At 58.8% G+C, this 14,538-nt stretch carries 11 protein-coding genes and 1 other RNA gene; 3 read left to right on the top strand and 9 right to left on the bottom strand.

All coding sequences use genetic code 11. From position 1 onward, the window contains the following. Positions 1–115: 115 nt before the first annotated feature. Together MRK42_RS09585 and MRK42_RS09580 are read right to left on the bottom strand one after the other, a co-directional pair. Positions 116–1,144 carry an MBL fold metallo-hydrolase gene (locus tag MRK42_RS09585; RefSeq protein ID WP_338612263.1) on the bottom strand — a complete coding sequence of 343 codons (1,029 nt, stop codon included), beginning with the start codon at positions 1,142–1,144 and terminating at the stop codon, positions 116–118. 119 nt (positions 1,145–1,263) lie between these two features. Beyond that, a complete protein-coding gene (locus MRK42_RS09580; RefSeq protein ID WP_338612262.1) occupies positions 1,264–2,247 on the bottom strand; it encodes an aldo/keto reductase in 984 nt (327 codons plus the stop codon). Between the two features lie 194 nt (positions 2,248–2,441). Here MRK42_RS09580 and MRK42_RS09575 point away from each other — a divergent pair, with 194 nt between their 5' ends. The 3 genes from MRK42_RS09575 to MRK42_RS09565 all read left to right on the top strand — a co-directional run bounded on the left by MRK42_RS09575 (position 2,442) and on the right by MRK42_RS09565 (position 7,459). Next, positions 2,442–3,437 carry a LysR family transcriptional regulator gene (locus MRK42_RS09575; RefSeq protein ID WP_338612261.1) on the top strand — a complete coding sequence of 332 codons (996 nt, stop codon included), beginning with the start codon at positions 2,442–2,444 and terminating at the stop codon, positions 3,435–3,437. Between the two features lie 820 nt (positions 3,438–4,257). Further along, the gene (locus tag MRK42_RS09570) at positions 4,258–6,414 is read left to right on the top strand and encodes a TonB-dependent receptor (RefSeq protein WP_338612260.1); all 2,157 of its coding nucleotides are present in this window, start codon (positions 4,258–4,260) and stop codon (positions 6,412–6,414) included. Between the two features lie 127 nt (positions 6,415–6,541). Further along, positions 6,542–7,459, top strand: a complete 918-nt coding sequence (locus tag MRK42_RS09565) for an IS5 family transposase (protein ID WP_354689022.1) — start codon at positions 6,542–6,544, stop codon at positions 7,457–7,459. A gap of 457 nt (positions 7,460–7,916) precedes the next feature. On the opposite strand, the gene ffs is transcribed toward MRK42_RS09565, so the two are convergent. From ffs to MRK42_RS09530, 7 genes are all read right to left on the bottom strand, one after another. Next, an RNA gene (gene ffs / locus MRK42_RS09560) (signal recognition particle sRNA small type) lies at positions 7,917–8,013 on the bottom strand. 102 nt (positions 8,014–8,115) lie between these two features. Then, positions 8,116–8,904, bottom strand: a complete 789-nt coding sequence (locus MRK42_RS09555) for a sulfite exporter TauE/SafE family protein (protein WP_042029128.1) — start codon at positions 8,902–8,904, stop codon at positions 8,116–8,118. Positions 8,905–8,996: 92 nt separating this feature from the next. Further along, positions 8,997–10,433 (bottom strand): arginine-ornithine antiporter, encoded by a 1,437-nt coding sequence (gene arcD, locus MRK42_RS09550; RefSeq protein ID WP_338612259.1) that lies wholly within the window; start codon positions 10,431–10,433, stop codon positions 8,997–8,999. Between the two features lie 357 nt (positions 10,434–10,790). Then, the gene (locus MRK42_RS09545; protein ID WP_338612258.1) at positions 10,791–11,552 is read right to left on the bottom strand and encodes an SDR family oxidoreductase; all 762 of its coding nucleotides are present in this window, start codon (positions 11,550–11,552) and stop codon (positions 10,791–10,793) included. A 51-nt stretch (positions 11,553–11,603) separates the two neighbouring features. Then, on the bottom strand, positions 11,604–12,524 hold the full coding sequence (gene mmsB / locus MRK42_RS09540) for a 3-hydroxyisobutyrate dehydrogenase (RefSeq protein ID WP_338612257.1): 921 nt from the start codon (positions 12,522–12,524) through the stop codon (positions 11,604–11,606). A 47-nt stretch (positions 12,525–12,571) separates the two neighbouring features. Then, a complete protein-coding gene (locus tag MRK42_RS09535; RefSeq protein WP_338612256.1) occupies positions 12,572–13,684 on the bottom strand; it encodes an enoyl-CoA hydratase/isomerase family protein in 1,113 nt (370 codons plus the stop codon). Continuing rightward, positions 13,677–14,498: an enoyl-CoA hydratase gene (locus MRK42_RS09530; protein WP_338612255.1), complete on the bottom strand. Its 822-nt coding sequence runs from the start codon at positions 14,496–14,498 to the stop codon at positions 13,677–13,679. The genes MRK42_RS09535 and MRK42_RS09530 overlap by 8 nt, the downstream gene beginning before the upstream one ends. Positions 14,499–14,538: the final 40 nt, after the last annotated feature.

The raw sequence follows: 14,538 nt of genomic DNA, 5'->3' as shown, positions 1-14,538 counted from the left end.
GCGCCGCTGCGCCAGATTCAGCACCGGTGCTCAGCGGCTTGATGGTTCAGTATTTGGTTCGACAAGACGGGCGCCTTGCTGGGGCGCCCGTTTTCACTCTTGAGCCGGCCATGCCTCAATCCCGCCACCAGGGGCTGCCACCATGGGGAGACAGGAAGGACAGAGGCTCGCCCATCATGGGGGTGGTCAGCGGGATCTGCTGCTCGGCCGCCAGCCGGGTGATCTGCTCCAGCGGCTCATCCCATGGGTGCATGGCAAGATCGAAGGTGCCATTGTGGATGGGATAGAGCCAGGTTGCGCGCAGATCGTGAAACGCCTGTGCGGTCTGGGCCGGAAACATGTGCACATGGGCCCAGCGCTCGTTGTAGGCCCCCGTCTCGAGGAAGGCCATGTCAAACGGGCCATGGCGCTGCCCTATCTCCTTGAAGCCGGCGAAATAGCCGCTGTCGCCGCTGAAGAACAGCTTGCACTCATCGCTGCGAATGACCCAGGAGGCCCACAGGGTCTGGTTGCCATCGCTCAGGCCGCGGCCGGAGAAGTGCTGGGCCGGCGTGGCGATGAGCTCAATGCCATCGACCCGGGTCTGCTGCCACCAGTCCAGCTCCCTGAGCTTGTGCGCCGGCACGCCCCAGGCGCGGAGCCTGGCCCCGACGCCGAGCGGGGTGATGAAGTGCGCCACCCGGCCCTGCAGTGCCACTATGGTGGCGTGATCCAGGTGGTCATAGTGATCGTGGGAGAGGATCACCCCTTCAAGAGGCGGCAGATCGGCCAAGGCAATGGGCGGTGCGTGCCAACGCCTGGGGCCGAGCCATGAGAGTGGTGATGCGCGCTCGCTGAAGACAGGATCGGTCAACCAGAACTTGCCGCGCAATTTGAGCAGCAGGCTGGAGTGGCCCAGCCGCCAGACGCTGAAATCTGGAGCCGCCATGACACCTGCAAGGGTCATCGCCTGCACCGGGATGGCGCGATCAGGCAGGGTGCCGGCAGGCTTGCCAAACAGGAAGTCACGCCAAATCCCGACCCCTTCCCAGAAACTGCGCTCCGGAGGCGCCACCAGATTGTGAAACCGGCCCGCCCGATACTGGGTTGAGTCCTGGTGTTCGGGCAGACCCGATTGCAATACAGACGAGATAATACCGGCCATCGCGGCTCCTGTGAGTCATAACAACATAAGGGCCCCGGCGAACCGGGGCGACGCGAGCGTTGCCAAGACACGCGGCAGTGGCCGGGTGCCTTGCTCGGCTCGCTTTTAAACAGGGCCCCTTAGCGCCCCACCAGTTTTCCCAGGTGCGCCGGGTAGCGCCCCCCTTCCAGCTCGATGCCTGCCACGGCGGCGTCAATGTCGGCCAGCTCGCGGCTGCCGATCCTGATGGCGGCGGCCCCCAGGTTCTCTTCCAGCCGGTGCAGCTTGGTGGTGCCCGGAATGGGCACGATCCAGGGCCGCTGGGCCAGCAGCCAGGCAAGCGCAATCTGGGCCGGCGTCACCCCCTTGCTGGCGGCCAGATCCCCCAGCACCTCCACCAGGCGCAGGTTGGCCGCGCGGGCCTCCTCGGCAAAACGCGGCACTATGCTGCGAAAATCATTCGCCTCGAAGCGGGTATCGGCCTTGATGGCCCCCGTCAGAAAGCCCTTGCCGAGCGGGCTGAATGGCACAAAACCTATCCCCAGCTCGTCGAGCAGCGGCAGGATCGTCTGCTCGGGCTCACGCCACCAGAGGGAATATTCGCTCTGCAGCGCCGCCACCGGCTGCACCTTGTGGGCACGGCGGATGGAATCTACGCCGGCCTCGGACAGACCGAAGTGGCGCACTTTCCCCTCGCGGATCAGATCCTGTACGGTGCCGGCCACCTCCTCCATCGGCACCTCGGGATCGACGCGGTGCTGATAGAAGAGATCGATGACATCGGTGTTGAGCCGGCGCAGGGAGGCCTCGGCCACGGCGCGGATATTCTCCGGCCGGCTGTCCAGCCCATCGGGTACCTTGCCGTGCTTGAAGCCGAACTTGGTGGCGATCACCACCTTGTCGCGAAACGGGGCCAGCGCCTCCCCCAGCAGCAACTCGTTGTCGCCCGGGCCATAGGCCTCGGCGGTATCGAAAAAGGTGACCCCGAGCTCATAGGCGCGCCGGATCAGGGCGATCGCCTCCGCCTTGTCGGTGGCGGGACCATAGCCAAAGCTCAAGCCCATGCAGCCCAGACCGATGGCGGACACCGTCAGTCCGCTGTTACCCAATTGACGTGTTTGCATGCTTGCTCCTTTTCTAACAATGCAGCCGGAACTGCCCTGGTAACCATGGATGCACAGCCCCTTGTCTCAACCAAACTAAAGGGGGAGTCAAGCGCTAAAGGCTGGCGCGGTCGATGGACGCACTATAGAGATGGGATAAACATCGAACTAGACGGTAAATGGTGGAATCAGTTACAACCAAATGATGTAAATCCATGAGCCAGACCATGATCAACGAATTGCGCTCCATCACCACCTTCGTGCACACGGCCGAGCTGGGCAGCCTTAGCAAGGCGGCCGAGGCCCAGCAGATCTCTCCCCAGGCCGCCAGCAAGGCGCTCGGGCAGCTGGAAAGCTATCTGGGGGTGCGCCTGTTTCATCGCACCACCCGCAGCATGTCGCTGACCGAAGAGGGGCAACGATTTCTGGAGGCGGCGCAACCTGCCCTGCTCGGCCTGCAGCAAGCCCTGACGGCGGCGCGCCAGACCCGTGAGGAGTTCGCCGGCCCGCTGCGAATAGTGGGCCCGCGCTCCGTGGTGCAGACGGTCATAGGGCCGCTGCTGGAAGAGTACTGCCGGCGCTATCCCGATGTGCAGCCGGATATCCAGCTCGATGACAGGGTCGGCAACTGGGTGGAGGAGCGGGTCGATGTGGGGCTGCGCATCGGCATCTCGCCCCAGGAGGGGCTGATCGCGCGCCGCCTGTTCCCCATGCAGCTCATCATCTGCGCCGCCCCCGCGTATCTGCGCAAATATGGCGTGCCCCTCACCCTGCACGATCTTGCCCTGCATCGCTGCAGTGCCTTTCGCCACGCCGGCAACGGACGCCTGATCCCCTGGTACGTCAAGATGGGGGACGAACTGCAGGAGCATCCGGTGCGCCCGGCACTCTCCACCAACGACGAGATGGTGGAGCTGGGGGCCGTGCTGGCCGGCGACGTCATCGGCCAGCTGGCCGGGCCGACGGCGGCGGCGCATATCCGCGCTGGCCGCCTGGTGCCCTTGCTGCTCAAGCACATGGCCCAGATGCACGGCCTGTTTCTCTACTACGGCAGTCGCGCCGCCCAGCCCGCCCGGGTGCGCCATTTCATCGATCTCGCAATAGCCAGCCTCGCGGACAACCGGGAATATGTGCTCGACATGGATGAACTGGAGCAGGCCCACCGGGTCGGCACGGCCTTGCCATACGAAGAGTCGCCGACAAGGGATTAACGAGATGACCGGTGCTTCGATGGCTGCGATGGATAACCGTGATCCCCTTCCTGCGAAGCACACGGCTTTTGTGCCCTCGAGAGCAGGATCTATCCCACCGCCAGCGCCCCTTTCAGAAGGACTGAAATCAAACAGCGCCCATTTCCTGCTGGCAGCGGGATCTCTCCAGCTTGCTGATAGATAGAGCAGTTAATGCTTTGTTGACGGCGTTCACCAAATTGCAAAAAACCGTTGAAAGCTCAAATGATAATTAATATCATTTGTTCGTTTGCAAGAGAATGAGAAAGAGGATGGATCCTGATAGCAACTGGCTCGACACGGATCATGCACCCATGTGGTTAGCTCCGCCTTATCTGTGATTGCACCTGCTCTCCATTTTAGTTATGGAGCGCCAGTCGGCACCGGTTATGCGCAGCAATGATGGCTGTCACTTTTATCCATGTGTGTTTGCCGAGCGCTCGAGATATTCATATTCCACCGAGTGGCTGCCCGGTATTTGGCACTCATGAAGACTCTTCATATGCATTAGTGCTCACTCGAAATCAATTTGATGTGCTTGCTTTGAATCACCTACAAATGACATGGAAGGATATTTATAAATTACGTATTTGTGAATAATCACTTTGCAAAACAGGTGGGTATCCATTGCCTATATAGAGTCTGTTATTTACCTAACGCCTGAACTTAAAAATACAACCGAATGGGTAATTTAAACGGCTCTGAGTTGGCACTGCCAAAAATTATTTTTAGATAAACACACTGCTTATCATCATTGTAAAACTGATTTTTACGGATTTATTACTATAAAATAGGGAAGGAAATGAAAGTCAATAATGAAAAATTGCGCTTATCCACAGCCGCATTAGCGGTAGCAAGTGCACTCCTAACGACCCCTGCTCTAGCATCAGAGTCCACTTCGTTCGATGAAATGGTCGTCGTCTCAAGTCGCACGCCAAAAGCCATCAGCGATATTCCCGGTACAGTCTGGTATATCGATTCAGAACGAATCGAACAGGAGTACCGTGGTGGTAAATCCTTAGGAGAAATTCTGGCATCATCGATTCCTTCCCTGGATATCAGCAGCGGAGCACGAACCAATTACGGGCAAAACCTGCGCGGGCGCAAGATGCTGGTGATGATTGATGGCATTTCCCTGCAATCATCCCGTCAAATCAGCCGTTATATGGACTCTATTGATCCATTCAACATTGAGCGCATTGAAGTGTTGTCAGGAGCCACCTCTATCTATGGTGCCGGCGCGTCTGGCGGGGTGATCAACATCGTCACTAAAAAAGCAACGAATGAAGAACTCGAGTTTGAATCCTATGTCGGCACCACCTCCGGCTTTAACTCGGGTGAAGACCTTGACTACAAGCTCGCCCAATCTATTTCTGGAGGAAATGACAAGGTAAAAGCACGCACCTCCGTCGTTTACTCGGAATCACAAGGCTTTTTTGATGCCGATGGCGAGATCATTACGCCGGATATTTCGCAAGGTTCACTGCAGTTCAATCAGACCGTTGATTTCTTGACAACTGTGGGTATCAACCTGTCAGATACCAAACACCTCAACCTGCTGGCCCAATACTATGACAGCCAACAGGACTCCCCTTATGGTCTATATATTGAAAATGGCGACTTTATTGACGTAAGAAAAGGCTTCGACTCGGATCGCGAACATGGCACGACGCGGGTAATGCTCAGCACATCTTATATTGATGATAAGTTTTTGGGTCACCAGCTGATCACCGAAGCCTCCTATCGCAAGGAAGATCAGACCTATACCCCTTATTTCAGCTCATCGGGCCAGCAAATTAGCGACGTTTTTTCGGTAAAGACTGCACTGGCGAAAAAATTTGACAAACTCAACCTGGTATATGGCCTTGATGCATACCAGGACAAACTGGAAAGCAATCAGGCGCTCTATGACCCTGTCCTTGCAAATAATACGGGGAACCTTCTCAACCGCACCTATGCACAAGTCGGCCGCTATCCGGGCATTGAAGTGGGCTCGGTGGCCGGTTTTGTGCAGGCAGACTACGCCATCACTGATGACTGGATCGTGGAAGGCGGCTTTCGCTATCAATACATGACCAATAAAATCGATGATTTTGTCGGTTATCAGCAGCAGCAGAGGATCGCCGCAGGTAAAGGCTCTTCCGCAGACGCCGTGCCCGGGGGCGAGACAGACTACAGTGTTGGCTTGTTCAACCTCGGCACCATTTATCATCTGAACGATAGCTCGCAGGTATGGGCAAACTTCTCGCAAGGTTTCGATCTTGCCGATCCGGCCAAGTACTATGGTCAGGGGGAATATACCCGGGTCGGCGATCACTGGAAGCTCAACAAGAGCATCAACGTCAACGACTCCAAAATGTCCGGCATAAAGACCAATAGCGTTGAACTTGGCTATCGCCTTGATCAGGGTGGTTTCAATTTCCAGACTGCTGCCTACTACTCTAACTCGGACAAGTCAGTGGAGTACAACAAAAAGACCCTGCTTATCGAAGAGCTGGCAGACAAGAAACGCGTGTATGGCCTGGAAGGCATGGCTTCCTACTGGGTTCATGACAACATCCAGTTGGGGGCAGCTGGCCACTATGTTGTCTCTGAAATCAAGGGAGATAACGACTGGCAAGATATGACCGCCGGTGAAGCCAGTACCTCAAAAGCCAGCGCCTGGGCAGGCTGGTATGGTTCAGCCCTCTCGCTCAAGGTGCAGAGCCAAACCATGTTTGACTACGAAGACAGCGAACAGAACAAGTTGAATGGTTACACTGTGTTTGACTTGTTGGGCAGCTACCAACTTCCGATCGGGAGCCTGGGTTTTGGCGTCCAGAACCTGTTTGACCGGGACTACACCACCATCTGGGGACAACGCGCCCAGATTGTCTATTCGGCTCACTATGAACCGGCCGCCTACGACTACAAGGGTCGTGGCCGAACCTACACATTGAACTATCAAGTGAAGTTCTAAACCTCACACATATAAAACCGCCCCGATGGGCGGTTTTACGGCGTTGTTGCCCAAATCGATACAGCTTGAATGGAACTAACTGAGGACTTGGTGATCTGATCACCACCATCCTCTTCAAGTCTGCATTATGGGCACGTCGCTTCACCCCATCACCAACTGGCCTAAATACAACAAGTCTTTGATTAATCGTGGTTCACTCACCTTCTGGGTTGATGCCGAGGCCATGAGCAACTGGTTTCACCACGACCATCATGGACGGCGGGGCCGTAACCAGCTCTACACCGACCAAACCATCGCCACCTTCCTGATGCTCAAGGGGATTTTCAACCTCACTTTGCGAGCAACCCAGGGACTACTAGACTCCCTGTTCGAATTGATGAATGTGCCGTTGTGCGCACCGGACTATAGCTGTGTCAGCAAGCGAGCAAGTACGGTGACAGTGGCCTATCGACAGCCCCCAAAGGGATGCATTACCGACTTGGTTATCGACTCAACCGGGCTGAAGGTGTTTGGTGAAGGCGAGTGGAAGGTCAGAAAACACGGCGCTGAGAAGCGGCGAGTCTGGCGCAAGTTGCATCTGGCGGTAGACCCGGTAACCCACGATATCGTGGCGGCGGAGGTGTCATTGGAAAATGTCCATGATGCCGAGGTGTTGCCGACCTTGCTCAATCCACTACGGCGCAAGCTGGGACGAGTTTATGCAGATGGCGCCTATGACAGCAAGGCCAGCCATCAGCTTATCTCGCGCAAAGGGGCGACAGCCCGTATCCCGCCTCGCAAGAGCGCGGGGTTATGGAAAAAAGGACATCCAAGAAATGACGCTGTGCTGGTGATACGCAAGGAAGGGCTGGCGCACTGGAAGAAGATATCGGGGTATCACCGTCGCTCACTGGCAGAGACGGCGATGTATCGGTTCAAGCAGTTGCTGACGGGGAAAATCAGTCTGCGTAACTACAATGGCCAGGTGGGAGAAGTCATGGCGTATGTCAGCGCCATAAACAAACTGAATACCCTGGAACTACCTGTCAGACAGCCCCGAGTGTAGCGGTCACCTGGGGCTGGCGAAGTCATGACTTGCTGGCTGATTTGGGAAACAACGCCCGGTTTTACTCTTTTTTGCATCTTCGCGTGCCATTCAATCCGGGTACTTTGCCAAGTCGATGGCTTTTTTGATTGTCAGGAGCTATCGGTCCCCTGAGCAACGCTTTCTCTTTTAACCAGGGAGCGCAGAGTTCTGACTACTATCCAGGTTGAGCGGGTGCTACTGACCGCGGCAATGGGCAATGGGCAATGAGGAGAATGACGGCTGGATAAGTACAAATTCGCACCACGACGAGCACAATGAAGCCACTGGATCAGCTTGCGGTAGTTGCCAGAGATCATGCAAAGGGAACGGTAGAGTCGCCAGGAAGCGTGCTTAACTATCCACACAAAGTGGATTACCAAGAGGTCTGAAGGGGGTGATTAGCTGTAACTTATTGAATTGCAGAAACAAGTGGTGGCCCTACCAGCCACATCCCGGCACTCGAGTCCCCCGCCTTGGCTGCTACCTTCCGGTCCTGACCAGGTCGACGGGTTATCAATGCGAGAGGACCAATAGGACCACCGGCGAGGAGAATAGGCAAACTGGCGTATCAATGCAACGGCTTTCTGCACCTCGGCAGTTCGTTTGCCTTATTTTTCAACAATCTGCCGAACAGATCAGCTAAACAGCATAAATTTCGCCCCCACCAGCAGCATCAACAGGGCAAATGCCTGCTTGAGGCGCTGGGGCGAGAGGCGGTGCGCCAATCTGGCCCCCACCCGGGCAAACTGGGTGCTGGTGAGCACGATGCCGACGAGGGCCGGCAGATAGATGTAACCCAGACTCCACTCGGGCAGATCCGGGTTGCCCCAACCGGCATAGAGATAACTGAGACTGCCTGCAAAGGCGATGGGCATGCTGCAAGCCGCAGACGCTGCCACTGCGTTGCGCATCGGCACCGAGTTCCAGCTCAGATAAGGCACGGTGAGCGAGCCGCCACCGATGCCAAACAGCGCTGACATCCAGCCGATAATGGAGCCCGCAATGCCGGTGCCCACCGGCCCCGGCATTTGACGCTCCGCTTTGGGCTTTAGATTGAGCCCCATCTGTAGCGCCATGGTCCAGGCGAAGCAGCCGATGATGATGTTGAGGGTGCTGGCGCTCAGCAGATTGGCGGTCATGCCACCAAGCCAGGCCCCCAGCAGCATGCCGACAGCGAGGCGGCGGATCATCACCCAGTCCACTGCGCCCGCCTCCTGGTGTGCCCGAAGCGAACTGAAGCCGGTGAAAATCATGGTGGGCAGCGAGGTACCGAGGGCCAGGTGGGTCACGATGTCGGGCGCCACCCCCTGGGCATGAAAACTGAGTACCAGCACGGGCACTATGATGAGACCGCCGCCGATCCCGAACAGCCCCGCCAGCATGCCGGCGAAGGCCCCCAGCAGCAGATAACCCATAAACAGCATAAAGATTCCTTACGAAACGGCGCAGCCACGCACTGGCTCATGCTGCGCATAAAAAAAGAGATGGCCATCAGGCCATCTCTTCATTGTGCCGTTTAATTGAGGGGAATGGTACCGTCCATCACCTTGTAGAAGGCCAGCACGGCAAACCCGAGCAGGGCAGCCGTCATCCCCTGCTCCAGCCGGTTGAGGCGGCGCAGGGCATGGTGTTGACGGGCTTTCCAGTAGATGAAGATACCCGGGCTGTAGAGCAGCGCCACCAGCAACAGGTACTCCACCCCGGCGGCATAGACCAGCCAGCAGCCGTATACGGTAGCGACCAGGGCCAGCAGCATGTCACGCTTACGCTGATGAGGCTGGCCCTCGTAGGTCTCGCCCTTGAGTGCCAGCTTGAGGCCATAAGCACCGGAGAAGACATAAGGCACCAGAGCGGCCGACGTGGCGATGTTGACCAGCGCCAGATAGGTACTGCTCTGGAAGTAGATGATGATGAGGAAGATCTGCACCAGACAGGTGGAGCACCAGAGCGACACCTGGGGTGAGCCGTTTTTGTTCTCCTTGGCGAACCAGGCCGGGAACACGCCGGTCTTGCCCGCGATGTAGGGCACTTCGGCCGCCAGCACGGTCCAGCTCAGCAGCGCCCCCATCACGGAGATCACCAAGCCGATGTTGATGAGCCAGGCCCCCCAGGGACCGACAACTGCTTCCAGGATCATGGCGGTGGACGGGTTCTTGAGCTGGGCCAGTTGGGGCTGGTTCATCACCCCCAGGGAGAACAGGGTCACCATCACGTAGAGCGCCAGGGCACCAAGCAGCGCCAGCACGGTGGCGCGCCCCACATCCTTGCGATGGCGGGCACGGGCAGAGACCACCACGGCCCCCTCGATCCCGATGAAGACCCAGAGGGTGACCTTCATGGTCGATTTGACCTGCTCCATCACTGAACCCAGCTCGGGATTGCCCTGCCCCCAGATATCCAGGTTGAAGGTATCCAGATTGAAAGCCAGCAAAATGGCGACGCAGAACACGATGAGGGGCACCATCTTGGCGATGGTGGTCACGATATTGACCAGCGCGGCAACCTGGATCCCGCGCAGCACCAGAGCATGCACCGACCAGATCAGGATGGAGGCGAGCGTGATGGCCAGCGGTGTGTTGCCGTCACCGAAGATGACGTTGTCCGGCGTATCGAAGAAGTAGCCGAGCGCACTGAATACCACGATGGCGTAGGAGACGTTGGCCAGCAGCTGGCAGAGCCAGTAGCCCCAGGCTGCGTTGAAGCCGATGAAGTCACCGAAACCCGCCTTGGCGTAGCTGAAGATACCGCCATCGAGATCCGGGCGGCGCATGGAGAGGTTCTGATAGACCAGCGCAAGACAGATCATGCCGATGCCCGTGATGGTCCAACCCAGGGCGACGGCCCCGGCACTGGCGTGGGCGGCGATGTTTTGTGGCAGACTGAAAACCCCGGCGCCGACCATGGAGCCGATCACCAGCGAAATGAGGGCGCCCAGCCCTAGTTTCTTGTCCATCTCAATCCTGTTTAATTAGGCGGCGGCAGAGCGTCCCTATTCATACTGCACGCGATATGGGAGGGGCGAGAAATCCATACCCCGTGAAAAAGGCGGCAACTATATTGCATGATTATTCCGGCCGCAATCCTTCGTGCCATCAATCATGCGCCACCTTGACCGCGCGCAATTTTACAGCACTGACCATGAGTGCCTGTGAGCTGAGTCAAATTAAGCAAGACCCATTGATATTTATGATAATTTGGCAAAACAAAAGGGACTCGAACTTATCTATTCAGCGGTATGCAGTCGCCTCGGTTTCGACCTGGCTGCATAAAAAATCCCCGGCTACCAGACCGGGGATTTTTCTGCTCGCCGTTACAAACGCAGGCCGCCGTCGAGCTCAATCATCCGCCCCGACAAGTAGTCATTGGCGAGGATGAACTGCACCGTCTCGGCCAGCTGGCGCGCCTCCCCCAGCACACCAACAGGTATGGCCTGCTGCATGCGGGCCATCGCCTCCGGTTTCATCGCAGCCGTCATGTCGGTGGCAAATACCCCAGGGGCGATCCCCATCACCCGGATGCCGTGACGGGAGAGTTCCCGTGCCCAGGTCACCACCAGCGAGGCCACCCCCGCCTTGCTGGCGGCATAGTTGCTCTGGCCGATATTGCCGGCGCGGGCGATGGACGAGACGTTGATGATGACGCCCCCCTGCCCCCTTTGCGCCATCAAGGCTGCCCCCTCTCGCCCGCACAGGAAGGTGCCGGTCAGGTTGACGTCGATGACGCTCTGCCACTGGCTCAGACTCATCTTCTCTTGCAGTACTCCCTCCTTTACCTTGATCAGCATGCCGTCCCGCAGGATGCCGGCGCAGTTGATGAGGCCATGCAAGGCGCCGTATTGCTCCTTGATCGCGGCAAAGGTCGCCTCTACCTCGGGTTCGCTCGCCACATTGCAGACGAACAGGCCACACTGGCCATCCCGGCTGCGCAGTTCGGCCTCGGTCACCTCCAGATCGGCGCGGTTGACGTCGATAAGCGCCAACTGGGCACCTTGCTCTGCCAGACTCAGGGCGATGGCCCGGCCAAGTCCCCGTCCTGCCCCCGTGATGGTGATGACCTTCTGCTTGATGTCCATGCATGCTCCTTGTGTTGTCACTGGGTTATTCGGGTGATGGCAACGGCGCCGCTAGCTGTCTTGTTTTTTGTCCAGATAAAGCTCGACGATGCTGGAAAAATCTCGCGTATCCTGCCCCTGCGTCGCATGCAGGTTGAACAAGTTGCGAGCGAGCGCTCCCATGGGCACGGCGCTATGGGCATGTTCGGCCAGGGCCATGGCCAGCCCCAGGTCCTTCACCATCAGCCGGGTCATAAAGCCCCCCTGATAGTTGCGGGAGGCCGGTGCGTTCTCCATCACCCCGGGCCAGGGGTTGTAGCGCTCCAGACTCCAGTTGTTGCCAGAACTCTTGCCCATGATGGTGGAAAGCACGCTAGGGTCCAGCCCCTCCTTCACCCCGAGGGCCAGCGCTTCTGCGGTGCCCGCCATGTGGATGGCGAGCAGCATGTTGTTGCACATCTTGGCGATCTGCCCCGCCCCGAGGGCACCGGCATGAAACAGGTTCTGCCCCATGTGGGCGAGCACGGGTTTGGCGGCCTCAAAATCGGCAGGCTCGCCCCCCACGATAAAGGTCAGCGTTCCGGCCGCCGCCCCAGCCACGCCCCCCGATACAGGGGCATCGATAAAGCGGATGCCGCGTGCCCTGGCTGCCTCCCCCACCTGACGAGCCGAGGCCACATCTATGGTGGAGCAGTCGATGACCAGGGTGCCCACCGGCAAGGCCGCCAGCAGATCCTGACCGCCCCCCTTTCCGGCATCTTCGCCAAGCCAGAGGGCCCGCACATGTTCCCCTGCGGGCAGCATGCTGATGACCACCTCACAGTCGCTCACCGCCTCCCGGGCATCTGCGGCAGCGATGCAACCGGCGGCGATCGCCCGATTCACGCTTTCGTGCACCAGATCAAACACCTGCACCCTGTGACCCGCCCGGGCCAGGTTGGCAGCCATGGGGCCCCCCATGTTGCCAAGTCCGATAAATCCTATTCTTGTCATCCTTTGCTCCTTGCGTTGTCCCTTGTCCGGCGCACCTTCCCACTCTCTTAAGGCAGCAGGGGATTGGTCCCATCTGGCCAGCGATAGAAGGCATCCAGCCATACCTCCCCCGTTTGGGCTGGCTGCCAGCGGGGAGACTTGTCCTTGTCGATAAGCAGCGCCCGCACCCCTTCCACAAAATCCCCCTTGAGCACGCAGTTGACCGAGAGGATCAACTCATCGGCAAACACCTCGGCGAGCGACTGGCGGCGGGCCTGCCAGTATTGGCGCCACAGGATGGCGCGGCTGATGGGGCTGCCGCTGCGACAGGTATCGCGTGCCTGCGCCAGACTCCCCTCACCGGACTCGAGATCGAAGCGGGCATCGAACAGGCGATCCAGTACCCCTTGCAAGGTACGCCCCGCCAGCAGGGCATCAATTCTGGCTTGATGGGGCAAAACCACTGGCTCGGGCAGTGCGGCAAGCACCTCGCGATATAGCCCTTGCAGCAGTTGATCGACCTGATCGCGGGGATCCCTGGCTTGGGACCAGTCGAGCGCCGCGAGCCGAGGCAGCAGCGCCTCCCGCTCACGGCTGGCGATGGCGTGATCCGCGAGCCCCAGAGCAATGGCATCCTGGCCATTGAAGCGGGCGCCGGTGAGGCCGAGCCAGAGCCCGAGGCGCCCCGGCATCCGGCTCAAGAACCAGCTGGCCCCCACATCCGGATAGAGGCCGATGGTCACCTCCGGCATGGCGAACAGGCTCTTCTCGGTCACTACCCGAAAATCGGCACCGGCAAAGAGGCCAATGCCGCCCCCCATGCAGATGCCATCCGCCACGCAGACAAGTGGCTTGTCATAGCAGTGGATCAGGTGATCGAGCCGATACTCCTGCTCAAAAAAATCGCGGGCATAGCCAAACAGTGCCGACTCGCTCGCCTCCTGCTTGCGGTAATAAAAAGAGCGGATATCGCCGCCGGAGCAGAAGGCCTTCTCACCGGCCCCTTGCAGCAAGACGCAGACGATGGAGGGATCCTGCTGCCACTCTACGAGAGTGCGCTGCAGGATCTGGATCATCTCAAGGCTTAACGCATTGAGCGAGGCGGGACTGTCGAGGGTCAACACACCAATCTGCCGGCCATCGCTAGTGGGATAACAACTGACCTTGACCGGTTCACTCATGAGGGGCTCCATCTTGGGCATTGGGTGAAACGTTGGTAGAGGCACCGTAGTGCCAACGGGGCGGCCGTTTCTCCAGGAAGGCAACGACCCCCTCACGCTGGTTGGCGTCGGCAAACAGCTCGAGAAACAGGCTGCGCTCAAGGGGCAGGGCTGCATCTCGGGGGCCGCTGCGCCCCTGATTGATGAGGGTCTTGCAGGCGCGCAGGGCGCTCGGGCTCTGACGTTCCACCAGCTGCGCCATCTGGTGGGCGGCTTCCCAGGCGTGGCCGGTTTTCACCACCTCCTCCACCAGCCCCATCTCGTAGGCCAGGGTGGCATTGACCTTTTCGCCGCACAGGATCATCCGCTTGGCCCAACCCGGCCCCACCAGCTCGGTGAGCCGCTGGGTGCCACCGGCGCAGGGGAGCAAACCCACCGAGGCCTCCGGCAACCCCAGCAGGGCCTGCTGCTCGGCGATGCGGATGTCGCAGGCCAGCGCCACTTCCAACCCACCTCCCATGGCATAGCCATTGATAGCGGCGATGCTGACGCCGTGGAACCGGGTCAGTGCCTCGAACGCCTTGCCAAACGCCTCGGCCACCTCGCGGGCATGCTCCACATTGCCATCGGCAAACATCTTGAGATCGGCGCCGGCGCAGAAAAACTTGTCTCCCGCCCCGCGGATCACCAGGGCCACCACATCGGGACGACTGTCGAGCTCCACCATCATCTGCAAGAAGGCCTGCAGGCTGGCGAGGGTCCAGGTGTTGGCGGGGGGGTGATCCAGGGTGATATAGGCGACGTGGCCATGATATTCGAGCCTGATCCTTGTCATTGCGTTGTCCTTGTCAAAAAACCTGTCCCATGATGACAGG

The organism is Aeromonas sp. 19NY04SH05-1 (genome assembly GCF_040581895.1).
GTDB classification, from domain to species: Bacteria; Pseudomonadota; Gammaproteobacteria; order Enterobacterales; family Aeromonadaceae; genus Aeromonas; species Aeromonas enteropelogenes.
Note: the sequence above shows the minus strand (reverse complement) of the source record. Positions and strands in the feature narration are given on the sequence as shown.

Coding starts and splice junctions, on each gene's coding strand:
- MRK42_RS09585 (WP_338612263.1), bottom strand. CDS start 1,144: ATGGCCGGTATTATCTCGTCTGTATTGCAATCGGGTCTGCCCGAACAC.
- MRK42_RS09580 (WP_338612262.1), bottom strand. CDS start 2,247: ATGCAAACACGTCAATTGGGTAACAGCGGACTGACGGTGTCCGCCATC.
- MRK42_RS09575 (WP_338612261.1), top strand. CDS start 2,442: ATGAGCCAGACCATGATCAACGAATTGCGCTCCATCACCACCTTCGTG.
- MRK42_RS09570 (WP_338612260.1), top strand. CDS start 4,258: ATGAAAGTCAATAATGAAAAATTGCGCTTATCCACAGCCGCATTAGCG.
- MRK42_RS09565 (WP_354689022.1), top strand. CDS start 6,542: ATGGGCACGTCGCTTCACCCCATCACCAACTGGCCTAAATACAACAAG.
- MRK42_RS09555 (WP_042029128.1), bottom strand. CDS start 8,904: ATGCTGTTTATGGGTTATCTGCTGCTGGGGGCCTTCGCCGGCATGCTG.
- arcD (WP_338612259.1), bottom strand. CDS start 10,433: ATGGACAAGAAACTAGGGCTGGGCGCCCTCATTTCGCTGGTGATCGGC.
- MRK42_RS09545 (WP_338612258.1), bottom strand. CDS start 11,552: ATGGACATCAAGCAGAAGGTCATCACCATCACGGGGGCAGGACGGGGA.
- mmsB (WP_338612257.1), bottom strand. CDS start 12,524: ATGACAAGAATAGGATTTATCGGACTTGGCAACATGGGGGGCCCCATG.
- MRK42_RS09535 (WP_338612256.1), bottom strand. CDS start 13,684: ATGAGTGAACCGGTCAAGGTCAGTTGTTATCCCACTAGCGATGGCCGG.
- MRK42_RS09530 (WP_338612255.1), bottom strand. CDS start 14,498: ATGACAAGGATCAGGCTCGAATATCATGGCCACGTCGCCTATATCACC.